General features: G+C 68.3%; 26 protein-coding genes. 14 read left to right on the top strand and 12 right to left on the bottom strand.

All coding sequences use genetic code 11. The features are described 5' to 3' along the window. Nucleotides 1-7 precede the first annotated feature (7 nt). From C5F75_RS25075 to pilV, 3 genes are read left to right on the top strand one after another with little or no spacing between them, the layout of a single operon-like run. Nucleotides 8-562 (top strand): type 4 pilus major pilin, encoded by a 555-nt coding sequence (locus C5F75_RS25075; protein ID WP_059582657.1) that lies wholly within the window; start codon nucleotides 8-10, stop codon nucleotides 560-562. Between the two features lie 52 nt (nucleotides 563-614). Beyond that, nucleotides 615-1,094 (top strand): type IV pilus biogenesis protein PilM, encoded by a 480-nt coding sequence (pilM, locus tag C5F75_RS25070; RefSeq protein ID WP_104012857.1) that lies wholly within the window; start codon nucleotides 615-617, stop codon nucleotides 1,092-1,094. Continuing rightward, on the top strand, nucleotides 1,087-2,784 hold the full coding sequence (pilV, locus tag C5F75_RS25065; RefSeq protein ID WP_059582650.1) for a shufflon system plasmid conjugative transfer pilus tip adhesin PilV: 1,698 nt from the start codon (nucleotides 1,087-1,089) through the stop codon (nucleotides 2,782-2,784). The genes pilM and pilV overlap by 8 nt, the downstream gene beginning before the upstream one ends. Before the next feature lie 97 nt (nucleotides 2,785-2,881). Here pilV and C5F75_RS25060 read toward each other — a convergent pair whose 3' ends face one another. Continuing rightward, complete coding sequence (locus C5F75_RS25060; protein ID WP_373680972.1) at nucleotides 2,882-3,988, bottom strand: type IV pilus twitching motility protein PilT; 1,107 nt, start codon at nucleotides 3,986-3,988, stop codon at nucleotides 2,882-2,884. 103 nt (nucleotides 3,989-4,091) lie between these two features. Between C5F75_RS25060 and sctC the strand changes: the two genes are divergently transcribed. From sctC to C5F75_RS25040, 4 genes are all read left to right on the top strand, one after another. Then, nucleotides 4,092-5,861, top strand: coding sequence for a type III secretion system outer membrane ring subunit SctC (gene sctC, locus C5F75_RS25055; protein ID WP_059583120.1), 1,770 nt, complete (start codon nucleotides 4,092-4,094; stop codon nucleotides 5,859-5,861). A 40-nt stretch (nucleotides 5,862-5,901) separates the two neighbouring features. Further along, entirely contained in the window at nucleotides 5,902-7,110 is a 1,209-nt protein-coding gene (locus C5F75_RS25050; RefSeq protein ID WP_059582645.1) for a sensor histidine kinase, read from the top strand. 88 nt (nucleotides 7,111-7,198) lie between these two features. Then, nucleotides 7,199-7,984, top strand: a complete 786-nt coding sequence (locus tag C5F75_RS25045; protein WP_059583117.1) for a response regulator transcription factor — start codon at nucleotides 7,199-7,201, stop codon at nucleotides 7,982-7,984. After that, nucleotides 7,981-9,408, top strand: a complete 1,428-nt coding sequence (locus C5F75_RS25040; RefSeq protein WP_059582643.1) for a secretin N-terminal domain-containing protein — start codon at nucleotides 7,981-7,983, stop codon at nucleotides 9,406-9,408. The genes C5F75_RS25045 and C5F75_RS25040 overlap by 4 nt, the downstream gene beginning before the upstream one ends. A 138-nt stretch (nucleotides 9,409-9,546) precedes the next feature. Here C5F75_RS25040 and C5F75_RS25035 read toward each other — a convergent pair whose 3' ends face one another. The 5 genes from C5F75_RS25035 to C5F75_RS37345 form a co-directional block, all read right to left on the bottom strand. Beyond that, nucleotides 9,547-10,002: a type III secretion system chaperone family protein gene (locus C5F75_RS25035; protein WP_059582641.1), complete on the bottom strand. Its 456-nt coding sequence runs from the start codon at nucleotides 10,000-10,002 to the stop codon at nucleotides 9,547-9,549. 123 nt (nucleotides 10,003-10,125) lie between these two features. Then, nucleotides 10,126-10,335 (bottom strand): hypothetical protein, encoded by a 210-nt coding sequence (locus C5F75_RS25030; RefSeq protein ID WP_006765597.1) that lies wholly within the window; start codon nucleotides 10,333-10,335, stop codon nucleotides 10,126-10,128. 173 nt (nucleotides 10,336-10,508) lie between these two features. Continuing rightward, on the bottom strand, nucleotides 10,509-10,796 hold the full coding sequence (locus C5F75_RS25025; RefSeq protein ID WP_226094072.1) for a type III secretion system protein: 288 nt from the start codon (nucleotides 10,794-10,796) through the stop codon (nucleotides 10,509-10,511). Beyond that, nucleotides 10,793-11,833: an HrpD5 family protein gene (hrpD5, locus tag C5F75_RS25020; protein WP_059583112.1), complete on the bottom strand. Its 1,041-nt coding sequence runs from the start codon at nucleotides 11,831-11,833 to the stop codon at nucleotides 10,793-10,795. The genes C5F75_RS25025 and hrpD5 overlap by 4 nt, the downstream gene beginning before the upstream one ends. A gap of 114 nt (nucleotides 11,834-11,947) precedes the next feature. Continuing rightward, the gene (locus C5F75_RS37345; protein WP_226094071.1) at nucleotides 11,948-12,412 is read right to left on the bottom strand and encodes a hypothetical protein; all 465 of its coding nucleotides are present in this window, start codon (nucleotides 12,410-12,412) and stop codon (nucleotides 11,948-11,950) included. A gap of 54 nt (nucleotides 12,413-12,466) precedes the next feature. Here C5F75_RS37345 and C5F75_RS37340 point away from each other — a divergent pair, with 54 nt between their 5' ends. Then, the gene (locus C5F75_RS37340) at nucleotides 12,467-13,189 is read left to right on the top strand and encodes a hypothetical protein (protein WP_226094070.1); all 723 of its coding nucleotides are present in this window, start codon (nucleotides 12,467-12,469) and stop codon (nucleotides 13,187-13,189) included. Here the strand turns inward: C5F75_RS37340 and sctS are convergent. Genes sctS through sctU form a run of 6 tightly spaced genes read right to left on the bottom strand, consistent with a single transcriptional unit; the run spans nucleotide 13,159 to nucleotide 19,296 of the window. Further along, nucleotides 13,159-13,422, bottom strand: a complete 264-nt coding sequence (sctS, locus tag C5F75_RS25010) for a type III secretion system export apparatus subunit SctS (RefSeq protein ID WP_059582636.1) — start codon at nucleotides 13,420-13,422, stop codon at nucleotides 13,159-13,161. The two genes, C5F75_RS37340 and sctS, sit on opposite strands and share 31 nt — an antisense overlap. 10 nt (nucleotides 13,423-13,432) lie before the next feature. Then, entirely contained in the window at nucleotides 13,433-14,089 is a 657-nt protein-coding gene (sctR, locus tag C5F75_RS25005) for a type III secretion system export apparatus subunit SctR (protein WP_059582633.1), read from the bottom strand. Beyond that, nucleotides 14,076-15,200: a type III secretion system cytoplasmic ring protein SctQ gene (gene sctQ / locus C5F75_RS25000; RefSeq protein ID WP_059582630.1), complete on the bottom strand. Its 1,125-nt coding sequence runs from the start codon at nucleotides 15,198-15,200 to the stop codon at nucleotides 14,076-14,078. Before sctQ ends, sctR begins: the two co-directional genes overlap by 14 nt. A 7-nt stretch (nucleotides 15,201-15,207) precedes the next feature. Continuing rightward, nucleotides 15,208-16,137: a type III secretion system protein SctP gene (gene sctP, locus C5F75_RS24995; protein ID WP_104012856.1), complete on the bottom strand. Its 930-nt coding sequence runs from the start codon at nucleotides 16,135-16,137 to the stop codon at nucleotides 15,208-15,210. A gap of 16 nt (nucleotides 16,138-16,153) precedes the next feature. Further along, nucleotides 16,154-18,130 (bottom strand): FHIPEP family type III secretion protein, encoded by a 1,977-nt coding sequence (locus C5F75_RS24990; protein ID WP_059583109.1) that lies wholly within the window; start codon nucleotides 18,128-18,130, stop codon nucleotides 16,154-16,156. 5 nt (nucleotides 18,131-18,135) lie between these two features. Next, a complete protein-coding gene (gene sctU / locus C5F75_RS24985) occupies nucleotides 18,136-19,296 on the bottom strand; it encodes a type III secretion system export apparatus subunit SctU (protein WP_258048589.1) in 1,161 nt (386 codons plus the stop codon). Nucleotides 19,297-19,567: 271 nt separating this feature from the next. Here sctU and C5F75_RS24975 point away from each other — a divergent pair, with 271 nt between their 5' ends. Genes C5F75_RS24975 through sctN form a run of 6 tightly spaced genes read left to right on the top strand, consistent with a single transcriptional unit; the run spans nucleotide 19,568 to nucleotide 24,585 of the window. Continuing rightward, nucleotides 19,568-20,137 carry an HrpB1 family type III secretion system apparatus protein gene (locus C5F75_RS24975; protein WP_059582619.1) on the top strand — a complete coding sequence of 190 codons (570 nt, stop codon included), beginning with the start codon at nucleotides 19,568-19,570 and terminating at the stop codon, nucleotides 20,135-20,137. Nucleotides 20,138-20,165: 28 nt separating this feature from the next. Beyond that, nucleotides 20,166-20,564 (top strand): serine kinase, encoded by a 399-nt coding sequence (locus C5F75_RS24970; protein ID WP_059582617.1) that lies wholly within the window; start codon nucleotides 20,166-20,168, stop codon nucleotides 20,562-20,564. Between the two features lies 1 nt (nucleotide 20,565). Next, a complete protein-coding gene (sctJ, locus tag C5F75_RS24965; protein WP_059582615.1) occupies nucleotides 20,566-21,360 on the top strand; it encodes a type III secretion system inner membrane ring lipoprotein SctJ in 795 nt (264 codons plus the stop codon). Next, nucleotides 21,299-22,168 (top strand): type III secretion protein HrpB4, encoded by an 870-nt coding sequence (locus tag C5F75_RS24960; protein ID WP_226094069.1) that lies wholly within the window; start codon nucleotides 21,299-21,301, stop codon nucleotides 22,166-22,168. Before sctJ ends, C5F75_RS24960 begins: the two co-directional genes overlap by 62 nt. Further along, a complete protein-coding gene (gene sctL / locus C5F75_RS24955) occupies nucleotides 22,162-23,142 on the top strand; it encodes a type III secretion system stator protein SctL (protein ID WP_059582610.1) in 981 nt (326 codons plus the stop codon). The genes C5F75_RS24960 and sctL overlap by 7 nt, the downstream gene beginning before the upstream one ends. A 51-nt stretch (nucleotides 23,143-23,193) precedes the next feature. Further along, the gene (sctN, locus tag C5F75_RS24950; RefSeq protein ID WP_059582606.1) at nucleotides 23,194-24,585 is read left to right on the top strand and encodes a type III secretion system ATPase SctN; all 1,392 of its coding nucleotides are present in this window, start codon (nucleotides 23,194-23,196) and stop codon (nucleotides 24,583-24,585) included. Nucleotides 24,586-24,589 lie beyond the last annotated feature (4 nt).

The raw sequence follows: 24,589 nt of genomic DNA, 5'->3' as shown, positions 1-24,589 counted from the left end.
GAGCAACATGAATGTCAAGACCGTCGCATCGATCCGCGCCCGGGTGGGCAGCCGTGGGGCGCGGCACATGCAGCGTGGCGCCACCCTGCTCGAAGCGATCGCCTATCTCGGGATCGCCGCAATCGTCGTCATCGGCGCGATTGCGCTGCTGCGCGGCGCATTCGGCAGTGCTTCGTCGAATCAGACGGCCGAGCAGGTGACGGCCATCCAGACCGGCGTCAAGAAGCTGTATATGGGGCAGACCAACGGCTACAACGGGCTGACGACGACCGTCGCCATTGCCGCCGGCATCATCCCGACGACGCTCGTCATCGACACCGCGGCAAATACCGTCACCGATGCCTGGGGTGGTGCAGTCACCGTTGCGAGCGCTACCAGCGGTACATTCACGATCACATTCGATTCCGTGCCGACGGACGTATGCATCAACGCGGCATCCGCCGGCGGAACGTGGACGGCCGTCTCTATCGGCAATACGCCGCAAGCCGTGCCGGTCACGCCCGCCGCCGCTCAGGCCGCTTGTGCCGGTGGTGCGAAGACCATCGTCTGGACCTCCGCCTGATCGAGGCCAGAGTATCGGCCTTCACTCCGATTGACGTCACGAGCCGCCTGCCATGTTCCTGATCTGGATCGTCGCCGCCTTCGCGATGCTGACCGGTGCCTACGCGCTGCTCGGCGCCGAGGCGGCGCCGGCACCGCTCGCGCCGTCGGCGATGGCGCTCGCGGCGAACATGAGCGCCTACCGGCAGGCCGTGGTGGCCTTCGCGCGCGCCAACCCGTTGTTCGCCGGCAGCGTGCCGGCGGCGAGCGTCGCGCCTTACCTCGGGGCGACCGTTCCCGATCCGATGTGGCGGAACTACGTCCAGCCCAATACCGGCTATGCGGGCAGCCTGGTCGTGGTCTATGCGGCGTCGGCGGCGGCCGCGACCGCGGTCGACGGCATCGAGCAGATTGCGCAGGGCTCGGCGCTGGCCGGCGTGGCGCTCGGCGCCAACCTCGTGTCCCCCGGCAACCCGGCCGTGCCGCTGCCGGCCGCGCTGGCGAACGCGATCCCGAACGGCATGCCGGTATGGATGGCGCAAGCGTATGACTGAGCGCACCCGTACCCTCGCTCGCATCGGCATGCGGCGCGCCGGCCCCCGCGCGCGGCCGGCGCGTCGCATGTCCGGCTTCACGATGGTGGAGATGCTGGCGGTACTTGCGCTCGCGGCATTGATGATGGCGGGCCTCGTCACGCTCACGAACTCGTCGCTCGACGATACGCGCGCGCAGCAGGCCGCGCTTTATCAGTCGCAGCTGACGGCGGCCGCCACGCGGCTCATTCGGCAGAACTACACGGCGCTCGCGGCCCAGGCCACGACCACCTCGCCGGTGATCGTGAAAATGACCGGCTCGCCGTATCAGCTGTCGACCTACCTGTCGAATGCGTTGAGCGGCACGAACCCGTATGGTCAGACGCCGTGCCTGCTCGTCTACGCGGCCCCGGGCGGCGCCAGCCCGGTGGCGTTGCAGGCGCTGCTCGTCACGGAGGGCGGCCGGACCATTCCCGATCCCGAACTCGGCTACATCGCGGCGAACGCCGGCCCGGGCGGTGGCTCGATCCAGGCGACGAACAATGCGAGCGGCGCGGCCACCGGCGCCTTCGGCACCTGGAAGGTCGATACGCCCAACCCGGCGAATAGATCCTGCACAAGCACGAAAACGGGCACGGGACATCTGGCGAGCCTCATCTTCTACGACGGCACGCAGGCGCAGAACGTCGATTATCTGTACCGCGTGGCCGTGCCGGGCAACCCACAGGCGAACACGATGCAAGTGCCGATCGTGCTCGCGCAGCAGATCGACTACGCCGCCTGCACGCAGCCCGGCGCCATCGCGGCCGACTCTTCGGGCAACGTCCTGAATTGCGATGGAACGCAGCACATGTGGGTGCCGCAGGCGGCCTATCACTGGCGCGAACCGGTGGCCGACGAAGCGGCGCTCGCGGGCGTTGCCGCGCATCAGGGCGACGTGCGGCTCACCGCCGCGACGAATCGGGCCTATGCGTACGATGGCGCCGCATGGCAAGCGCTGGCGGTGGACGAAGCGGGCAATCTCGCGCTCGGCAACGCGAACAACGTCGGCGACCCATGCCCGCCCGCGCCGCAGAATGCGGCCATCGCCCCCGCGTCGGCGAGCACGACGCTCGTCTCCACCGATGCGAACGGGCGCGTGCTGTCGTGCCGCGGCGGCAGGTGGCAAACGCAAAGCGAAATCGAGCCGGCGTCATCGCTCACGGGCTGTCAGCTCGTGATGGCCAACCCGAACGGCGCGGGCGATTACTCGGCCTGCACGAGCCAGCCGGCGACGAACTTCCAGTCGGGCGCCTATTCGTACAACGGCAGCAATGGCACGTACTCGTATACGTTCAGGACGACCGTCAACCTCACCAAGCCGGGGATCATCGTCGCATCCACGTGGGCGCACCTGAACGACGGCATGTGCAACGGGCCCTCCGGCAACCGCGGGCAGCTCTCGCAGAGCATCGACATCACCGACGGCGGCAACCACAACCTCGGGCATACGGAAAGCCAGACGCCGACGCTTCAGGACGATTCGGGCGGGATCAACAACGCGCTGTCCCAGGCGGGCACGCCTGGCACCTACACGATCGTCGTGACGACGAACTGGGCGACGTACGCCGGCATCACGACGCCGTGGGTCAGCAGCTTTTGCGGGGAGTCTGGCCAGACGGTCTGGAACACGCCCGTCGCGGCCGGCTGGACGATCAACTCCTACTACTGAGCGCTCAACCGTGAGCCCGTCGACACCGCACACCTTCGCAGCACCGCCGCGCACGGCGCGACCGGCGCCATCGCGCCGGCGCGGCCTTCGCGCGGGCTCAGTGCGGCGCGAGCGTCTGCAGCATTTCGTGCAGCTCGAGCCGGTTGTAGGTCGCGCGCAGCACGTCGCGCGGCAGGCATTGCCGCTTCGATACGAGGCTGAAGAGGTGATCGTTGAGCATGCGCGACATGTTGTCTTCCTTGCGCTTCATGAATTCGGCAAGGTACGGCAGCTTGCCCGGATCGGTCAGCAGGCCGCTGATCTGCTGATTGTTGTTGAACAGCAGTTCGCTCGCGAGCACGAGGTTCTCGCCATCCTCCGTCGGCACGAGGCACTGGCAGATCACGCCGATCAGGCAGTTCGCGAGCGCGGCCGCATAGCGCTCGCGCTGCTCGGCCGGAAAGAACGACAGCAGCCGCGTGAGCGTGCCGATCGCGCTGCCCGTGTGCATCGTCGCGAGCACGAGGTGGCCCGATTCGCCGGCCTGCAGCGCCGTCTCCGCCGTCTCGGGGTCGCGCACCTCGCCCACCATGATGACGTCGGGCTTTTGCCGCAGCGCCTCGCGCAGGCCGGCCGAGAAGCTCGGCGTGTCGGTGGGCACTTGCCGCTGCGAGACGATCGACGTGCGGCCCTCGAGTTCGTATTCGATCGGCTCCTCGATCGTGACGATGTGGCTGTTGCGGGTGCGGTTGATGTGCTCGAGCAGCGACGCGATCGTCGTCGTCTTTCCCGAGCCGGTCGGGCCCGTCACGAGGATCAGCCCCTTGGCGCTGTCGATCATCGAGCGCACGTAGGCGGGCAGGCCGAGCTTGTCGAGCGCGAGCGGCTGCAGCGGCAGGCGCCGGATCGAGATGACGAGCTTGCGGCCGCCATTGGTGCGGTAGATGTTGCAGCGAAGGCGGCAGCGCGTGAGCACGAACGGGCGATCGATCGCGCCGTGCTGAAGCTGCGCCTCCCAGTCCGGTTCGATCGAGGCCAGCGTGGGCAGCATTTCGTCGTGGAGCACGGGCTCGTCGCCGACGGCGAGCCAGCCGCGCGGCGCCTTGATCATGATCGGCCGGTCCTGCTCGATGTGAATATCGGTGAAAGTCTGCCGCAGGTCGATCAATTCGAGAATCTCGCGCGTCAGGTCGCGACGTTCGTGACTCGGAGCGTTCATCGTCAGTGCCCTTCCTATGAAAGATAGTCGGAACTTACATGAAAACTTTGTCTATGTGTCGGCGAAGCATCGGGCGGCGCCGCGTACGTTTCATCGCGGGCGGCGCGTCATGAACTGGGCTTGCCGACTGGGCACCGTGGCCCTCGCCGCCGCGCTCGCATTCGGGGCGACGGCCCCCGTTGCCGAGGCGGCGGCCGTGCGCTGGAAGTCGTCGATCGTCGATTACGAAGCGCAGGGCAAGGACATCAAGGATGTGCTGCGCGACTTCGGCGCGAGCCAGGGCGTCCCCACACGCATCGCCGCCGATGTGGGCGGCACCGTGAGCGGCAAGTTCCATCTGCCGCCGCGGCGCTTTCTCGATACGCTCGCGGCGTCGTTCGGCTTCGTGTGGTACTACGACGGCGAAGTGCTCGACATCACGACGGCCGCCGAACTGCAGAGCACGCTCGTGAAGCTCGATTCGGCCGATACGGGCGCGCTGCGCGAGGCGCTCGACCGGCTGCGCATCTCCGACGAGCGCTTTCCGATCGTCTACGATAGCGCGCAGGGCACGGCGCTCGTGAGCGGGCCGCCTCGCTACGTGCAGATGGTGACGAACGTGGCGTCGCGGCTCGACAACAACGCCGCGCATCGAAGCGGCACGCAGGTACGCGTCTTTCCGCTCTATCACGCATGGGCGCACGACCGCACGGTGCCCATCGACGGCCAGCAGGTCACGCTGCAGGGCGTGGTGGCCGTGCTCAACGGCATCTACCACCCGCGCACGGCCAAGGCCGCCGACAAGCGCGGCGACGGCGAGGGCGGCCGCCCGGCGAGCGGCGTGAAGCGCACCACGCCGATCAACGACGTGAACGGCAATGCCTACAACGGCCCGTACATTCCGCCGCCGGTGCCGTCGGGCGCGGCCGGCAAGGGCATGTTCGCCGGGCTCACCGGGCAGCCTTCGCCGGCCGTGGCCGCGGCGGTGGGCGAGCCGCCGCCGCCGCAGAACACGAGCACGGCGCCGGCGAGCGACGATCAACTGCCCGTCATCGTCGCGGACCAGCGCACGAACTCCGTCGTGATTCGCGATACGGCCGACCGGATGGATCAGTACGGCAAGCTGATCGATCGCCTCGACGTCAAACCGCAACTGATCGAGATCGAGGCGCACATCATCGAGATCGACGACGACGCGCTGCATCAGCTCGGCGTCGACTGGACCGCGCACAACAGCCACGTCGACGTGCAGACCGGCACCGGCACGCTCGCACAGAGCACCTACAACGGCACGCTCTCGCAGAACTTCGGCCAGACGGCGCTGCCGGGCAACTTGCTCGCGGCGGCGACGCCCGTGGGCGCATCGGTGGCCGCCGTGCTCGGCGACGCCGGCCGCTATCTGATGGCGCGCATCTCGGCGCTGCAGCAGACGAACGCCGCCAAGATCGACGCGAGCCCGAAGGTCGTCACGCTCAACAACATCGAGGCCGTGATGGACAACCAGACGCAGTTTTTCGTGCCGGTGTCGGGATACACGTCGGGCGATCTCTACAGTGTGTCGACGGGCATCTCGCTGCGTGTGCTGCCGATGGTCGTGGAGGAGGACGGGCGCACACGCATCAAGCTCGACGTGGCGATTCAGGACGGCCAGCTCACCGACCGGACGGTCAGCAACCTGCCGGTGATCCAGAACAGCACGATCAACACGCAGGCGTTCATCGAGGAGGGGCAGGCGCTGCTCATCGCCGGCTATCGCGCGGACAGCGCGACGATGGGCGTGACCGGGGTGCCCGGACTCTCGAAGATTCCGTTGATCGGCGCGCTCTTCCGAACCGACAGCCGCCAGAAGAGCCACATGGAGCGGCTCTTCCTGCTGTCGCCGCGCGTCATCTCGCCGTGATTCACCGCAACCGCCCGCACCGGGGAATGCAGGAGGCCATGTGAACGAATCCGATACTCAGCCGCATTCGCTGCCCGGCGGGCAGCCCCGCAAGCCGTCCGAGCCGCGGCCCGCCCCCTCGGGCTTGCCCGCCGAGGGATGCGCCGACGGCGCCGCCGATCGCCGCCTGTCCGACGACGAGGCGCGCCGCGTGCGCGGCACGCTGCGCGGGCTGCCGTGCGGGGTGATCGTGCTCGATCGGGCGGGCGCGGTCGTTCACGCGAACGCACGCGCGCTCGAGATGCTGGCGATGGCGTTGCCCGCGGGCGTCGATTTCAGCGTGGCGCTGAGCGAGCGCTTCGAGATGACGGACGTGCCGAGGCTGCGCGATCTCGAAGCGGGCCGCGAGGTGCGCGTGGACGATTCGACCTTCTGGATTCAGGCGGGCCCCGCTGGTGCGTGCGGCGGTGCGGGGGCGGGCGAATCCGTCATCGCCGTGACCGACGTGACGCCGTTCGCGCGCTCGCTCGACGAGCGGGCCATGTCGCTGCGCTTCTTGCTGCACGATCTGCGCTCGCCGCTCAATTCGATCAGCGCGCTCACGCAGCTCGACGCGAGCGACCCCGAGGCGTTCGAGCGCTGCGGCGGCATGCAGCAGATCACCTCGCTCGCGCAGTACGTGCTCTCGCTCGGCGAGCAGTTCATCTTCTCGTCGGTGACCGAGCATTTGCAGGCGCGCGACTTCAAACGGTTCGATCTGCGCGCGACGCTGCGCCAGATCATCTCGCAGCTGGAGGTCACCGCCGTCTATTGCGGCGTCGCGCTACACTTGTGGCTGCCCGACAGCGCACCGCTCTGGGTGAGCGGCATGCGCAACTTCGTGGCCCGCGCCGTCCAGAACGTCATCGACAATGCCGTTCGCGCGTCGCCGCGCGGCGAGGCGGTGACCGTGTCGATCCGGCAGGCCGACGGTTTCGCCGAGGTGGTCGTCGACGATCGCGCGGGCGGGCTGCCGGGTCTCGTCGAGGGCGATCGGCTGGCCGACTTCGAGAAGCTCGGCAAGCGGACGGCAACGGGCTTCGGCCTCGGGCTCAAGCTCGCCGTGCAGATCGTCGGCATGCACGGCGGCGCACTTTACGCGGAGCTCAACGGGCAAGGCGGTACCATGTTCGTGCTGCGTCTGCCGTGCCTGAATCCTGTCGCCGCGAAGCCGCCCGCGACATCGCTCGTCGATGCCGACCGCGCGTTGCGCGCGGCGCGCGGCGAGTGAGGCGCCGGAGCGCGGCCCGTATTCGTTTGGCACGCGTCGCGCGGACCGGGCGCCGGCTCCCGCGCGGCCGTTGGAACCAAAGGCCCATATGAAATCGCTTGCAGGCAAACCCGTACGCATTCTGTTCGTCGAGGACGACGTCGCGCATCACGCGCTCATCCATTCCTGGCTCAAGAGCGAGGGCTACCACATCGACGCTTTTCACAGCGGGCTCGACGCGCAGCAGTTTCTCTCGGAGCAGTGGGCCGATCTCGCGATTCTCGACTGGGACCTGCCGGGCGTTTCCGGCGACAAGCTGCTGCAAAAGATCCGCAGCCGTTCGCAATCGATCATGCCCGTGATTTTTCAGACCGTGCACTCGGCGGAGTCCGACATCGTGCGCATACTGGATGCAGGTGCCGACGACTATCTCGTGAAACCCTACGACAGGCAGGTGCTGCTTGCGCGCATGCGCGCGCTGCTGCGGCGCTTCGCGCCGATGAACGTGCAGGGCCGCAAGATGTTCGTCGACGGCGAATGCGCGCTCGATCAGCAGGCGCGCTCGCTCGTGGTGGCGGGCGTGGCGCACAAGCTCGGCACCAAGGAGTTCGACATTCTCTGGCATCTCGCCCGGCACACGGGCGCCGTCGTGCTGAGGCAGGATCTGATGAGCGTGGTCTGGGGCTGGGATGCGGCCGTGCAAAGCCGCTCCGTCGACATGTACGTGAGCCGCCTGCGTGCGAGCCTGAAGGCGGCCGGCGTCGGCTGGACCGTGCAATCGGTCTATGCGACGGGTTACCGCCTGACCCTCAAGCCGGATGTGGATCAGTCGGGCGCCGGTGCGTCGGGCGCCGATGCGTCGGGCGCCGGTGCGTCCCCGGAAGGCGCCGCATGAGCGCGGCCCGCATGCGGACGCTCGCACGCGGCGCCGTCGCGGCCTTCGTCTGCGCGGCCGCCGTGCACGCGCAGGCGGCGAGCATGGCGTGGGCCGGCGGCCCCGGCGCGCGCTTCGTCTACGTGACGAACGGCGCGGGCCTCGCGGAGGTCCTGAATGCGTTCGCGGCGGGGCAGCACGTTGCCCTGCGCATCGACGGTCAAGTGGACGGCGTCGTGAGCGGCCGTTTCGCGATGCCGCCGCAGCGTTTTCTCGACGTCATGAGCCGTTCGTACGGATTCGTCTGGTACTACGACGGCGCGGTCCTGCACGTGTCGCCCGCGAACGAGCAGGCGCATGTCGCCATCCGGCCTCACTTCCTTTCCGCGAATGCGCTGCGTGCGTCGCTCGAGCAGGCGGGTCTTGCCGATACGCACTTCCCGTTGACGGTGGATGCCGGCGCGCAAACGGTGAACGTGCGCGGGCCGGCGACCTACGTGGAGCGTATTCGTGCCGCGGCCGAGCGCTTCGAGCGCGACGCGCGAAAGCGCGTGCGTTTGTCCGTGCGGGTGTTTCGCCTGAGTGCCGCGAATGCCGCCGACGAAACGCGCGTGGTCGATGGCCGCACGCTCGTCGTGCCCGGTGTGGCCACGCTGTTGCGGCGCCGTTTCGAGCGCCCGGCCGTCGCGAGCGGGCCCGCCGTTTCCGATGCACCGCGGATCGTCGAGTTCGATGCGGCGCTGCCGGCGATCGAAGCGGATGCGACCACGAATTCCATCCTGATACGCGATCGGGCCGAGCGCATCGACGCCGACGGCGCGCTCGTCGCGAGCCTGGACGTGCGTGCGCAGCTCGTATCGGTCCAGACGTGGGTGGTGGACGTCGATGGCGACGCGCTCGACGCGTTGCGGCCCGCACTGCCGCCGGCCATGGCCGGCGGGGCAGGTGCGCAGGAGGCGACGGCGGCCGCGCGCGAGCACCGCGATGCCGGTATCGCGCCCGACGGCGGCCGCGCGCTGCTCGCGCAGCTCAAGGCATTGGCCGGGAGCGGCCGCGCCGAAATCGAGGTGTCGCAAACGGCGCTCACGCACGACCGCTCGCCGGCCGTCATCGATCGCCACGAGGCACGTCTCGCGCGCCGCGACGAGGATGACCTGCCCGATGACGGCGCCCGCGATCTCTGGCTGTCGATTGCACCGACGGTCGAAGGCGCCGCGTCGATGCCGCGTATCGGCTTGCGCGTGGAACTGGGGCGCCGCGGCGATGCACGCCGCTATCGGGCCGTCGACGAAAGCCTGGCGCCGGGCGAGTGCCTCGTCATCGAGGGACCGGCGCCGTACAACGGCGATGTCGCGCGTCGCGCGGACGATACCGATTCCGGCAGTGCGGGAGAGGGCGGTATGCGCCGCCGCCTCGTCTTGCTGATACCGCGCGTGGCAGCATAGCCGCCGATCGGATGAGCGCCGGCGATGGCGTGAGGGTGAGGCGACGTGCCGTGTCCGAACGGATGCGACGGCTGGTCAGTCAGGCATCGACGCGCGCGGATGCGCCCGTTGCCCGAGGCGCGCTGGCGCTCGCCGGGGTTACGCCCGCAGCCACATGAAATTGCCCGACGCGATGCCCTCGAACATTTCGTCGGGCGATTCGAGGATGTTGTTCTGCCAGTAGCGGCCGTGTTCGGCGTAGTGCGAGAAGAGATCGGCGAGATAATCGCCGGTGATGGTCGGGCCCATCGGCAGATGGACGAGCAGCACGACGTTGCCCGTATCGGATTCGAGGCACAGTTGCGCCTGGTCCTGCGCGTAGATGAGCAGGTTGGCCTCGAGCATGAGCCGGAAAACGACGAGCGACCGGCCGGGCGTGACGGCGCCGTAATGAAAGCTGACATAGACCGAATCGGGGTCGGTCTCGTGGTGATTGAGATGGACGTCGAACCCTTCGATCTCGAGCGTTTGCGTCTCGACGACATACTCGGCGTCGGGCAGTCCGACCACCGCGCAAACCTCGTGAATCAACTCGACGAAACGTTCCCTGCTCATGGGCGGCAATCTCCGGCGAAAATAGGGCGGCCCGGCTGCAAAAACGCGGGGGCACGTAGCCGGAAAGCAGGGCTTTCCGCTTTCGTGCCCCTCGCGCGAACGGACTGCGGCAAGGCGAGTGGCTTACTGGCCCTTCGCGGCGTCGGCGATGTTCTTCGCGCCGTTGTTGCCCACGGAGGCGAGCGCCGACGTTTCCTGCTGCTGCATGTTGATCTGCATCGCGGCCATCGTCATCGCGTTGTTCTGGTTGGCCATGGCCTGCATCTGGCCGACCATGTCGGCGTTTTGCGAACCGGCTTGCGAGACGCCCGAGCTTCCGATCGATGAAGACATGATGTATTCCCCTTATCAAGAAAGTGATGGAAAAAGCACTGCTGTGGGTTGACGCGTGATGCTTCGGTAAAAGACCCTTGGCCGTGATGGCCGCCGGTCCGGGCCGGCTGACGCGCAGCCGGATGCTGCAACTGCAAACTGTTCAACCGTCTTGCGTATCGCCGCGGATGCGGTCAAAGCGCCGCGCCGCGGGCGCTGTGGCGCTCCTGCAGCGTGAGCACGATGCGGCGCGCCGCGATCATCCCGCGATAAAGCTTTTGCAGATCGAGCCGCTCGCGCTCGTCGGCCGCGGACTGCGTGGCCGTACTGATCCGGCGCGCGGTTTCGTCGAAGGCCGCCGCGATGCGCGCGACCCGTTGCGCGCCGTCGGGCGCCGAGAGCGTGGCGTCCAGCGCGTTCAGATCCTGCGCGATGGGAAGCAATGCGTCGTACATGTCGGTTCCTTTGGTGGTCGAGGTCAATTGTTTGCTTCGTCCTTGCTGCTCGCGAACAGATGCTTCGTGCCGTCGGGCGTCTCGATGTAACGCAGCCCGCCCGTGGCGATCACGGCCGTGTACTCGACATCGGGCGCGAGCGCCTGCGCTTCCTTGACATCCACGTCGACGCGCTTGACGTTGTCGCCGAGGTCGGCCCTGATACCTGCGATCAGCGTGCGGAAGGTCGTCATCGACTGCACGCTGCCGCTCACGCGGAAGATGCCGTGGCCCTGGTAATTCACTGCCGCGCCCGTGCCGGCGAGCGACTGCTGGATGTTGTCCACATCCTGCTGCGCGACGTCGTATTCGCGCCGCACCTTGCCGCGCGCGAGGCTGTCCATGATCCGCTGCGCCTTCGCGCTTTCGTCGCTGCTCGTCACGATGCCGCGCACCGCCACACTGTCCTTGCGTGCCATGGCCTGCAGATCGCCGAGGCCTTCGCGGTGCAGGGCCTCCTGCAACTGCCGTGCGAGCGCGTCGGCGTCGAACCTCACGCTCGCCGCCTCGCTCGACTGCGTGCCCGCGAACATCACACCGGCCACGGCGATGCCGCCGATCGCGGCGGTGCAGGCGAGCGCCAGCACCGCCGTGCGCCAGGGCACCTTCGGCGAAGCGGCCGGCGCATGGCCGGCGCCGGGTTCGTCGGCATGGGCCGGGTCCATATCCTGCGCGCCGCTATCCGCGTCGGCCTGCGCCGCGGTGTCGGCGGCAGGCGGCTCGGCCGTCTTCCAGAGGCCCGCCAGCAAATCGAGATCGCGCGGCCAGGCTTCGCCATCGGGGCCCACGCAAAGCACGACGTCGCCGAACGGCACGGCCACGAAGTCCGCCACGAGCACCTCATCGCCGTTCGCCGAGCGGATCCGCGCCACACCGTCCTCGCCCACGCAAAGCTCGATGTCCTCGACCGTCCAGTCGCTGATGCAGACATCGGCGTGCTCGGTGGCGCCGATCCGGTAGGCGCCGCTCGTGAGCCGGACCTGGGCTCCGGCGTGGGTGCCGGTCAGTACTCGAAGCGCTTTCATGATCGTGGTATCCGTGTATCCGACGTGGGTCATGCGGTTGCTGTTGCGGGTCGCCGCTCCGGCGTTGCGCTGCTTCGCGCATCGGGCTGCCGAGCCTCGACCGTCAGAATCAGTTTAGGGTTTAGCCGCTGTCGCAGCCGGCGCCATGCGAACTTCGAACGTCTTATCCGAAGCGCCGGCCGCGGGCTTGGCCGCTCCTTGCCGCGCGGCGCCGGTTTGATCCCCGATCGCGCCGCCCGTCGCGCCGCCCGTGACGGCGGCACCGGCTGGCGCCCCGCGGGCCGGCAGCGCGGCTTGCGTGTCGAGAATGCGTTGCTTCACTGCCGCGATCGATTGATCGTCGTACGTGTATTCGATGCCCGCGCGCTGGCGCGCGAGCGTGTTGTCGAGCGCGACGCCGAGAAGCCCCGCCACCGCGGCGGCCTTGCCCGGGGTCGCCGCGCCTTGCATCAGTGCCGCGTCGCGGTGCGCGTGAAGCCGGGCAGCATTGCGCCGGAGCGCCATCGGCGAACGCATCGCGAGCAGCATCGGCACGGCCAGCAAGGGGCCCAGCTCGATCTGCGCGGCAAGCCGCAGCACCTCCTTCGCGCACGCCGCCGCGAGTTCGGCCGGCAAGTCCGGCGCACCGAGCTTTTGCGCCGCGAGCAGTTGCATCGTGGCCGCGAGCGGCTGGCTGCGCGCGGCGGCCTTGGCCCGGCCCGCCTTGCCGATCGCGAACTTGCGCGGTTTGTCGCGGCCTTCGCCGGACTGACGGCCGTCGCGCCGAGGCTGCCCGTCGCGCGGCCCACTCTGCTGCGGCTGCCCATGCTCCTCGCCCTGCTGATTCGAGCCGCGATCGTGTCCATGGCCGTTGCGATGCTGTTGCTGCCCGTCGCCGTGTTGCTGATCGCGCTCGCGCTTTTGCTGCTGTCCGTGCTTTTGCTGCTGCCCCTGCTCGTGCTTGCGTTCGCGCTCGTGCGGGTGTTCGTGCTCGCGCCGGGGCTCGAGCGCGTGCTGATCGTCCGGCCGTTCGTGAGCCGATGCTTCTTTGCCCTGCGCCTTCGCCGAGCCCGCCGGCCGCGGCCGTTGGCCGAGCTGGCGCATCAGCTTTTGCGCGGAAGGGGGCGGCGGCTTGTGCAAGCCTTCGGCAAAACGCTTGCCGCGGTAGAAAGCGGCGGCGAGCATCTTGTTGTGCTGCATGCGCGCGCGCTGCATCTTCGTGTGCTGCACCTTCACGCCCGTGAAGCCGCGCGCCTGGGTCATCTGCCCCATGTGCTCGGCGCCGGCCTGCGCCTGCTGCGCGAGATCGGCGGCGTGGTGGCCGTGGTTGTTGCGGATCGGCGAATTCACGACGGCACCGCGAGCGTGATGATCTGATTGGCGAAGCGCAGGATCGCGGCGGCGCCCCAGGCGCCGAACATGAGCACGGTGGCCACGACGGCCACGAGCTTCACCGCGTACGAGATGCTTTGATCCTGCATCGACGTGATGGCCTGCACGAACGAGATCGCGAGGCCGGAGAGGGCGGCGACGGCCACCACCGGCATCGAGACGGACAGGCAGAGCAGCAGCCCCTGCGAGGTGATGCGAACGAGCGTATCGGTTTCCATGGCGCGTGCCTCAGCGATAGGTCATGACGAGACCGTGAATCAATGTGGACCAGCCGCTCATGACGACGAACAGGAGCAGCTTGAACGGAATCGCGACGTTCGTCGGCTGGACCTGATTCAGGCCCATCGCCATCAGCACGTTGGCGATGACGAGATCGACAACGATGAACGCGATGTACAGCAGGAAGCCGATCTTGAAGGCGTCGGCCATCTCGGTCAGCGTGAAGGCCGGGGCGAGCACGATGAGGTCGTCCTCGCGGATCTTCGCCGCCATGTCCTTCGGCCAGACCACGGCTGCCGAGCGGACGAAGAACCGCTTTTCGCGCTCGTGCGCGTGCTTCTTCAGAAAGGCGCGAAACGGCTCCTTTGCCGCATCGAATGCATCGAGCACGACGAGCGACGTGTCGCTGCCGGGGGTACGGTGCATCGTCTGCATGGTTTGCATGGCCTGCATGCCGATCGGCGCCATCACGTACGCGGACACGAGGACCGCGATGCCGTTGAGCACCATGTTCGGCGGCACCTGCTGCACGCCGAGCGCGTTGCGCAACAGCCCGAGCACGACCACGATCTTCGCGTACGAGGTCGCGACCATGGCGACGAACGGGATCAGGCTGATCGCGACGACGGTGATCAGCAGCCCGGTGAGATCGCTAAACTGAACCATGGCCGCGCGACAGCTGAACGAGACGCACGCCGAGATGATCGCCGACGCTCACGAGTTCGCCGAAGCCGATCGTCTGCCCGTAGGTGACGAGCCGCACGCGCGCATCGGGCAGCGCGGTGGGAAGCTCGAGCACGTAGCCCGCGCGCAGCGCCGAGAGCTGCGCGACCGGCATCGACACCGTGTCGATCTCGAGCTTCAGCGGCAGGTCCAGCTGGCTGATGTCGACGGGCGTGTCGATCGAATCGGTAAGCGGCGCGTTGAACTGCGTCTCATGGCTCATGGTGGGGTCCTCGTTCAAGGTCATCAGATGGTGGGTGACGTCTGCCACGGCGCGCAGTTGCCGCGTCCCGTAGCGGCCCCAGACGACTTGCATCGGGGCGGATGAACGCTCGCTCGCGAAGAGCGCGCGGGTGGCTTCGGGTACGGCGCGCAAGATGACGTCCCCCGCGCGCAGCGAATCGAGCGTCGTCACGCTCATCGTTTTCTCGCCGATCCGCAGCCGGCCCGGTACGGCGATCTCACTTACGTGGGTGGCGAACGGCGTGCATTGCCGGGCCACGAGCGTTTCGAGCGCGTCGAGCCAGCCGCCGTCGATGTGCTCGATCACCGCATCGAAGCGGCTATCGCCCACGCGCAGCGAGAGCGCGCAGCAAGGCGCGTTCAACGGCGCACGCGCGGCCCGCTCGAGCGAGACGATTTCCACGCCGTCGAAGCCGAGCGCTTGCAGCGCGCGCCGCAGCGGATCGAGCAGGATGGCGCACACGGCATGGCGCAAGCGCTCGTTCACGGGCTCGTCCGACGCGACGACGCTCGCGAGCCCCGCGTGCTGTCCGACGTCGATGCGCACCGCGGCCGTCTCCATGCCCCAGCGCACGCGCACGACGGCGGCGCGCTCCGGCGCCACGAAATCGTGCGTACCGACGCCGAAGGCCGACACGCCGAGCGTGTGAGCGAGCAGTGCGCTCAGGCGCTCGTCGACGGCGAGCCGATGCAGGCGCGCGGTGGCGGCCGCAAGCGCGGGCAGCCGCGCGGGATCGAGCAAGACGGCCGCCGCCGGCGCTTGGGCGCCTGCCTCGGCGTGGTCTGTCAGTAGCGTTCGTGTGGTATCCATATTGGTTTTACGTGACGATGATCTCGACGCTGCGCGCGCCGTCGAAGCGGTTTTGCATCACTTCCTCGAGGCTCGTGCGCAACGTCGCCGCATGCTGTGAGATTAGTTCGCGCGAGCGTGCGTCCGTGGTGTCGAAGCGAAGCGTCAATTGGAAATGCGAAAGCGCGAGGCTCAACGTGCAGCCAGGCAGCAGCGCCGGATCGATAAGAATCGTGATCTGCCAGTCGCCGCTTTCGAATACGATCGGATTCGCGCAGAAGTCCGACACCTCGGCGACGATCGAATCGACGAACCGGTTCATGTCCTGGCCCGTGCGCGCCGGTGCCCGCACGGCGGCCACGACGTGCGGGCCGCCCGCTGTGGGGCGCTGCGGCTCGCCCGCGGCGTGTACGCGCGGCATGTGCGGCATGTCCGGCGCGGCCGTCGAGGGCGGTGCGTTGGGCGGCCACTGCGATGAAAGCGGCGCCGCGCCGCGCGCCGGCATCGGCATCGGTGCGGGCATCGTCGAATATGCCGGGACGTGCATGAACCCCTGCATGGCCGAATGCACCGGCAGGCGCATCGTCGAATGCAAGGGCGGATGAATCGGCGCTGCCGATCGACCATGCGCGGCAGCGTCGTCGCCTTCGTCGCCGGAGCCGGCCGGCGCGTCGTCGTCGCGCTCGCCGCTGCCGGCATCGTCGCGATGTTCGTCCGCGGCGAACCCGGCGACCGGATAGCGCGGATCGGCTTGCTCGGCGAATGAAGGCTCGGCCGGCGCGGCGCATGGCTGCTCGTCGCCGGGCGTTTCCGACGCGCCGGCGTGCACGCCTTCGCGCAGGCGCTGAAAAAGGGCGGCCTGGCGGCTCAACTGCGCGGCCGGCATCTCGGGTGCAGGGTCGGTGTGCGTGGCCGGCGCCGCGATGACGCGGGCGCGATGAGGGGCGGAGGAATGCATGGCGCGGCTCGCTCGATCACATCGCCAGGCGGCCGACGGGCTGGAGATCGACGTGCGAGCCGAGCTCCTGGTACGAATACACGGGCAGCCAGGGCAGCCGCGCCTCGATCATGCGCTTGATGTAGCGCCGGATATCCATCGAGGCGACGAGCGCCAGCGGCTGCCGCGGCGTATCGCCGACGATGTCGGCGATCTTGCCGACGAGCTGGGCGATTTCGTCGGGCGGCAGCGCGAGGAAGTTGCCCGTGGGGGTCTGTTTGATCGACTGCCGGATGTGCTGCTCGACCTGAACGTCGACGAGTACGACGGGCAGATCCCGCACGCCACCCGTCGCGCGATAGGCAATGAGCCGGCCGAGCTCCATGCGGATGTATTCGGTCAACATCAGCATGTCCTTCTCCTTCGGTCCCCAGACGATCAGGCTTTCGGTGATGCTGCGGATATTGCGCACCGGCACCTCTTCCTCCAGCAGCCGGCGCAGCACGTCCGCCATCTTCTGCAGCGGCAGTGCCTTTTGTACCTCCGCGACGAGGCCCGGGTAGTCCTCGTTGAGCTGGTCGAGCATCCATTGCGCTTCCTGAATGCCGAGAAAGAGATGGGCGTTGCGCCGCAGCAGGTCGATCGTGTGGCGCGCAATCAATGCTTCCGGTGTCGCCGCGGCGGCAGGCGCGTCCGCGGCGCCGCCGTCGGCCGCCGCGTGTACCGCGCGCGTTTCGGCGAGCGTCGTGCGCCCTTGCGGCACGTCGAAGAGGAGTACCTCGTAACTGTCTTCGGGCAGCGTGCCGTCGGTCCACATCATGATGCCGGGGAACGGCAGGCCGACTGCCGATTGCAGCGCGTGGCGCTGGGCGTCGAACGCGCGGTCGAGGGCATCGGCCGCGAGACGCGCGCTGACATCGGCTGCGAGGCGCACGCCGAGCGGGCACGTGAACTGCGGCGGGCGTGGCAGGATCGATGGCGCGTCGCCCTTGGCGCCGGCGCGCTGCAGTGCCCCGACGGGCTTGCCGGCGCCTTTGGCCGGACCATCCTGCTTTTTCTGCAGACGGTAGCCGACGAAGCCGAGCAGCCCGGCGAGCAGCGCGAAGAGCGCCGCCGGAAAACCGGGCACGGCGGCGAAGCCGAGCAGCAGCAGCGCGGCGAAGAACAGCGCGCGCGCGCTGCTCGTGAACTGGCGCCTGATGTCTTCGCCGAGGGAGGAATTTCCATGGTCGCCGCCTTCGTCCACGCGCGTGATCATGACACCCGCGGCCACCGAGATCAGCAGCGAGGGAATCTGCGAGACCATGGCGTCACCGATCGACAGGACCGAGAAGCGGTTGGCCGCCTCCCCGGCCGACATGCCGTGATAGGCGACGCCCACGGCGATGCCCGCGACGATGTTGATCATCGTGATCATGAGGCCGGCGATCGCATCGCCTTTCACGAACTTCATCGCGCCGTCCATGCCGCCATGCAATTGGCTTTCGATGGCGAGCCTTGCGCGTTTCCTGCGCGCCTCGTCCGGCGTCAGGATGTTCGCGCGCAGGTCGGCGTCGATGCTCATCTGTTTGCCGGGCAGCGCGTCGAGCGTGAAGCGGGCCCCCACTTCGGCGACGCGCTCCGAGCCCTTGGCGATCACGATGAACTGCACGACGGAGATGATGACGAACACGACGAGGCCGACGACGAGATTGCCGCCCACGACGAGCTGGCCGAAGCTTTCGATGATTTCGCCGGCATCGGCATGCAGCAGGATCGACTTCGTCGACGCGATGTTCAGCGAGAGCCGGAAAAGCGTCGTGAAGAGCAGCACGGACGGGAACGCCGAGAGCGTGGCGATATGGCCCACATACATCGTCACCATGAGCAGCGTGATGCTGATCGTGATGTTGATCGCGAGCAGCCCGTCGATGATCGCGGGAGGCAGCGGCAGGATCATCAGCGAGACGATCGCGATCAGCAGGACGGCGATGCCGGCCTCGCCGATGCCGGGCAGTTTCATGGTCTTGAACATGTCCACTACTCCGTGGTGGCGGTTTGAGGCGCGAGGCCGCCCACCCAGCGAAGAATCGCGGCGACGACTTCGAACAGTTCTTCGGGAATCGGCTGATTGAGCGGCACCTTGTGCAGCATGCGCGCGACGGGCGGGTTCGCGACGATGGGCACGCGCGCGTGCATGGCCTGCTGGCGCAGCCGCAGCGCCTGCTCGTCGACGCCCTTGGCGAGGACGACGGGCAGCGGAAACTCCGCCGGGTCGTAGCGCAGCGCGACCGCGTAGTGAACCGGGTTGACCACGACGACGTTCGCGCGCGCGACGCCGCCTTTCGGGCCTTCCTGCGATATCTCCCTGGCCATGCGCTTGCGCTCGCCCTTGAGTTCGGGGTTGCCTTCGCTCTCCTTGTGCTCGCGCTTCACCTCGTCCTTCGACATCCGGTTCTTGCGGATGAAGAGCCACTTCTGCAGCTTGTAGTCGAACGCGCCGATGACGACGAACACGCCGAGCGCGACCACGACCACGTGCATGAGCACGGACCACAGCACGCCGATCAACTGCGGTACCGAGTGATCGAGCGCGCTCGCCACCACGGGCATCGCGCTTTTGATCGTCTGCCACATGACGGCGACGAGAATCGCGGCCTTGCCGACCATCTTCGCGAGGTCGATGGCGGAGTTCGACGAGAAGATGCGCTGAAAGCCGGACCCGGGGCTGACCGACGCAAGCTTCGGCATGACGGCTTTCAGCGAAAACTTGAGCCCCGTCTGGGGGGCGAGCGCGATGATGGCGGCGACGAGCGCGACGGCCGCGATCCCGCACAGCAGGCCAAGCGCCTGCAGGCCGACATGAACGAGGACGGTCCAGAGGTCCTGCAACTCGCGCTCGCCGTGAGTGAAATCGATCGCCTCCTTGACGATCGCGCGCAGCGTATCGGCCAGATAGTGCTGGCCCGCCGTCAGCACGAGCACGATCGAGCCGAGCGAAGCGACTTCGACGAGGTCGGAACTCTTCGCGACCTGGCCTTCCTCGCGGACTTTGTCCAGCTTCTTGTCTGTGGGCTCTTCGGTTTTTTCGTCGCTCATGACCGCTGTCCTTCGCTTGTCGCAGGCGCGCACCCGGGATGGGGCGCCCCGATGCAACGTTAGCGGCGCCGCTGTATCCGGCGCGATGGCGATGCGAAGCAAGGACGAGGGCTGCGAAGCAAGGCGGCGCGACGGCGCGTCGCTCGGGCGCGGGCCACGTGAGCCAGGCGACCCGCGCGGCGGGCACGCGCGAAGACGTCCGCGAACGCGGCACGCGCCGCCGCCCATCGCATGCGGCGCTTCGCAATTCGTTGTGCGACTTCGTGCCGGGCACGTGGCGTATCCATCGTGTTGCGTAACTTAGCGTCAACGGAAGGCCACGCCTCATCGGGTGCGGCCCATCGGATCGAATCTGATTTCCTTGGGGGAAAGGATGGACGTTCTGAAGGATCGGCCGCAGTGCCCATCGGGAGTCGTCGGCGCGGTCGTCGACCTGGTCAGGGTGGCATTGGCCCGCGCAGGCACACCGGAGCAAGTCGATATCGACGATCTCGAGCACCTCGTCGAAGTGCTGCATCTGCTGCGCCCGGATTCCGCCGAATTCGCGTTTTTCGACGGCTGGCTGCATATGGTGCGCGAGGAATGGAGCGAGGCCGAACGGCTCTTTCGCAATCTGGTCGAGCGCTCGGTCTGCGTGCCGGCCAGCAAGGGAATGTTGCTGCAGTGCCTGAAGGCCCGCCAGGAGTTCGGTTGGCAGGAGGAGGCCCGGCGCCTCCTGGAGGAAGGCGGCAACGAAGAGGTTGAACGGCTCGCGAAGGTTCTGCTTGCGAGCGAGGAGCTGAAGCAGGCGGTCGCGACCGCGAAGCGCACGGGCCGCTTCGTTGCGCCGGATTCCGCGCTCGCGTTCGAGAACGGAGCGCATGCCGAAGACGGCGAAGCGGTCGCGACGCCGTCGTCCTCATCCAGCGACATGCTGCTGACGATGCAGTACATGCGTGTCTGAGCCTGTTGCCCCTACCAGGAGAAACGAAATGAGCATCACGACTGCATCGCAACTCCAGTACGAACTGGCCCGCGTCACCGGCACGACGCCCGCGGCGCCGACCGCGGACGCGGTATCGCAGCCGCTCGTCGACAAATTCCAGGCGATGATGGCTTCGGGGCGCCAGCATGCGGCGGCCTTGCACCCGACCGAGCGCGCGGACCTCGTGACGAAAGCGGTCGAGGAGCAGGCGGACTATTACCGGCAAGTGCCGAACGACGTGCTCTACATGACTCAGCACATGAGCGCGCTGTCGATGGAGCGCCTTGCCGCCGCCGACATGACCATCCAGCTCGAGATCGCCAGCCTGAACGCCGATCTGCAGGTGAAGATGGCAACCGTGCAGTCGTCGAAGGACGCCATGCAGACGCTCATGAAGAACCAGTGAAATGAAACCGAACCTCGTGCCTTCGAGGCCGCCCTCCGCATGGCGGCTCGTCGCGGTGGCGGCGCTCGTGCTGTCGCTTGCGGCATGCAAGCAGGAGCTCTACGGGCAATTGACCGAAAGCGACTGCAACGAAATGGTGGCGGCGCTGCTGATGTCCGGCGTCGACGCGCAAAAGAGCACGCCCGATGGCGGCAAGACCTGGTCGGTCGGCGTCGATGAAAAGCAGATCGTGCATGCCGTGGAAGTGCTGCGCGCACGCGGCCTGCCGCGCAAGAAATTCGACGACCTCGGCTCGCTGTTCAAGAAGGACGGGCTCGTTTCCACGCCGACCGAGGAGCGCGTGCGCTTCATTTACGGTTTGTCGCAGGAGCTCGACGACACGTTGTCGAAGATCGACGGCGTGGTCGTGGCGCGCGTGCAGATCGTGCTGCCGAACAACGATCCGCTCGCGCAGTCGGTCAAGCCGTCGTCCGCATCGGTCTTCATCAAGTACCGGCCCGACGCGAATCTCGAGCGGATGACGCCGGCGATCAAGAACCTGGTCGTGCACAGCATAGAGGGGCTGACCTACGATCAGGTCAGCGTGACGAGCGTGCCGGCCGATGCGCTCGATCCACCTGCCCACCCGCATCGCCAGGACGGCTGGATCGTCTATGCGGGCGGCGCACTCGGCGTGCTGCTGTTGATGATCGCCGGCGGCTTCGCGCTCTTGCGCGGCAACCTGCTCAAGGGCGGTGGCGGACTGGCGGGCCTGCTCGCGCGCCGGGCGGGGCGCGCGGCGAAAGCGCCGGCATGAGCTTCGATCCGAACGATCGCATGGCCGGCAGGGCGAGCAGGGGGAGCACACGATGAGCGCATACGACGCAGCCGATGCAGACGACGCAACCGCCGACAGCGTTGCCGCCCCGAACGGCGAGACGCCGGCGACCGTCGCGGCGAGGCTGGCCGCCTACCATCAGCGCCGGCGTACGCTGTTCGACTGGATGCATCCGGCGCGCCTTGCACGCGTGCCCTGTGCAGACCGGCTCGGCGCATGCGGCCCCGCGCAGGCGGAGGCGCTTGCCGATGCGCTGCTCGACGAATGGGGCATGCCCGTGCCGCCGCTTGCCGCGTTCAACGCGCCGGAAGCGGCGCTTGCCTTGCTGCCGGCGCACGATTGTCTGACCGTGTTCCGCCTGCGCGCGCTCGTGGAGCAGGTGGAGCCATTGCGCACCTGGATCGACCGGCCGCGTCGCGAGAAGTTGACGGCCTGGATCGGGGCGCGCGGCGTCAATCTGCTCTTCGCGCGCGGGCGAGAGCTTGCGGGCGAGGCGCGCTCGCTGGCCGCGCGCGCGCACACCGCGGCATCGGTCATGCAAGTGCCGCTCGACGCGGCCGATGGCGACGTCCTCGCGTGGCTCGGCTTTCGGCTTTTCGAGCGCGACTGCCGATGGGCGCCGGGCGGCCCGCTCGCGATCATGCGGTGGGCCATGCCGGCGCGCGACGATGAAGGGGCGTTGCCGTCCCTTTCGTTGCCGCCGTCACTACCGTCTTCGGAAGGCTCGAGCCCGAGCCTTTCGATCGTCTCGCAACTGCCCGACTTGTTTCCGGAGTGGTCATGGTGATCTGGTTACGCAATCCGCAGGCCGAAGGCACGGACCTCGGCGTGGGAGTCGAAGGGGACGTCCTGCGTCATGAACGCCTCGCGGCGATCGTCGAGATCGATGCGGCGTACGCCGAGATGCGCCGGCAATGCGACGAGGCGCTGGACGCGGCGCGCGCCCAGGCCCGCGTGCTGCTCGACGAAGCCCGCGCCCGCGCGGAAGAGCTCGCCGAGCGTGCGGTGCGTGAGTTCGCGCAAGCGGCCGAGCGGGGCTACGACGATGGTTTGCGGCGGGGGCTGACCGATTGGCACGAACGCGCGGCGGCCGCGCACGCCGAAGCCTGCCGGCTCGCGCCCGGGCAGCAGGACCGGCTGGCCGAACTGGTCGCGCTGGCGGTCGAGCAGATCGTTGCGTCGGCCGATCCCAAGGCGCTTTTCGCGCGCGCGGCCGCGACGGTGGAGCGGATCGTCGCCGACGGCAGCCCCGTTCATCTGCGTGTTCATCCGTCGGATCTGGCCGCGGCGAGCGCGGCCTTCGACGAAGCGGCCGCGGCGTGGCGCGAGGCCGGGCGCGCCGTGCGGTTGCGCGTGGCGGCCGACGCGACGCTTGCGCCCGGCGCATGCGTCGCCGAAACCGACCTGGGCGCGATCGACGCGAGCTTGTCGTTGCACTTGGCGGCGATGCGCGACGCCCTGGCGCGCGCCGTGCGAAGCGTGGCGGAGGAGCCCTCGCGGGAGGCGCCGAGTGCGCGGCCCGGGGATGACGCACAAGCGGTCGACGCGCAGGCCGGTTTCGCCGGCGAGGATCTGGCGGACCCGGATGCGCGCGCGGACGACGGCGGCGATGGCGGCGAGGGCGGCGAGGGCGGCGACGGCAACCTCGGCGACGAAGAAGGTTGGCAGGACGATGCCGCGGCCCTGCAAACGGCGGGGGACCTGCACGACGAGGGTTGGACCGATGCCGCCCATGCCGACGCCGACGCGATGTCCATCTGAACGGGCCTTCGCGCGGCACGTGGAAGAACACATGACAAGGAAGGGAGCGCCATGATCGACAGCGCGGACAGTTTCGGAACCGATGAAGCGAGCGGGGCGCACATCGCGCAGCCGCGGGCCATACGCGGCTTCTCGGCGCTGATGGAGGCGATGGAGCGCGAACTGCGCGCCCGCGCGCAACCCGCGGCGTGCGGCAAGGTGCAGGAAGTGATCGGCACGCTCGTACGCGTATCGGGCCTCGACGCGACGCTCGGCGAGCTATGCGAGCTGCGTTCGCCCGAAGGCGCGTTGCTGCAGCGTGCCGAGGTGGTCGGCTTCTCGCGCGACGTCGCGCTGCTCTCGCCGTTCGGGCGGCTCGGCAGCGTGTCCCGGGCGACACGCGTGGTGGGGCTCCGGCGTCCGCTTTCGCTGCGCATCGGCCCCCGTCTGCTCGGCCGCGTGATCGACAGCCTGGGCGAGCCGATCGACGGCAAGGGGCCGCTCGAATGCGACGAGTGGCAGCCCGTCATCGCCGATCCGCCCGATCCGATGTCGCGGCCCGTCGTCGATACCCCGATGCCGACGGGCGTGCGCGTCGTCGACGGCATGATGACGCTGGCCGAGGGCCAGCGCATGGGCATCTTCGCGCCGGCCGGCGTCGGCAAGAGCACGTTGATGGGCATGTTCGCGCGCGGGGCGCGCTGCGACGTCAACGTCATCGCGTTGATCGGGGAGCGCGGCCGCGAAGTGCGCGAATTCTGCGAGCACATTCTCGGGCCGGAGGGAATGGCGCGCTCGGTCGTCGTCTGCGCGACATCGGACCGCTCGTCGATCGAGCGCGCGAAGGCCGCTTATGCGGCAACGGCGGTGGCCGAATACTTCCGCGACCGCGGCATGCGGGTGCTGCTGATGATGGATTCGCTGACGCGCTTCGCGCGCGCGCAGCGCGAAATCGGCCTGGCGATGGGCGAGCCGCCGACGCGGCGCGGCTTTCCGCCGTCGATCTTCGCCGAGCTGCCGCGGCTGCTGGAGCGCGCGGGCCGTTCGGAGCTCGGCTCGATCACCGCCCTTTATACCGTGCTGGCCGAGGACGAATCGGGCGGCGACCCGATCGCCGAGGAAGTGCGGGGCATTCTCGACGGCCACATGATTCTTTCGCGCGAGATCGCGGCACAGAACCGCTATCCGGCGATCGACGTGCTCGGCAGTCTTTCGCGCGTGATGACGCAGGTGGTGCCGCGCGAGCACGTGGCGGCGGCGGGGCACGTGCGGCGGCTGATGGCCAAGCACAAGGAGGTCGAACTGCTGCTGCAGGTGGGCGAGTATCAGAGCGGCACCGATGCGCTTGCCGACGAAGCCATTGCGAAGATCGACGCGATCCGGGCTTTCCTCGGCCAACCGACCGATCTGCTCGTCGACCCGAGCGACACGCTCGCGGCCCTCGGCGAGATCGTGCAGTCCTGATGCC

The organism is Burkholderia anthinoferrum (genome assembly GCF_002925705.1).
GTDB lineage: Bacteria > Pseudomonadota > Gammaproteobacteria > Burkholderiales > Burkholderiaceae > Burkholderia > Burkholderia semiarida.
Note: the sequence above shows the minus strand (reverse complement) of the source record. Positions and strands in the feature narration are given on the sequence as shown.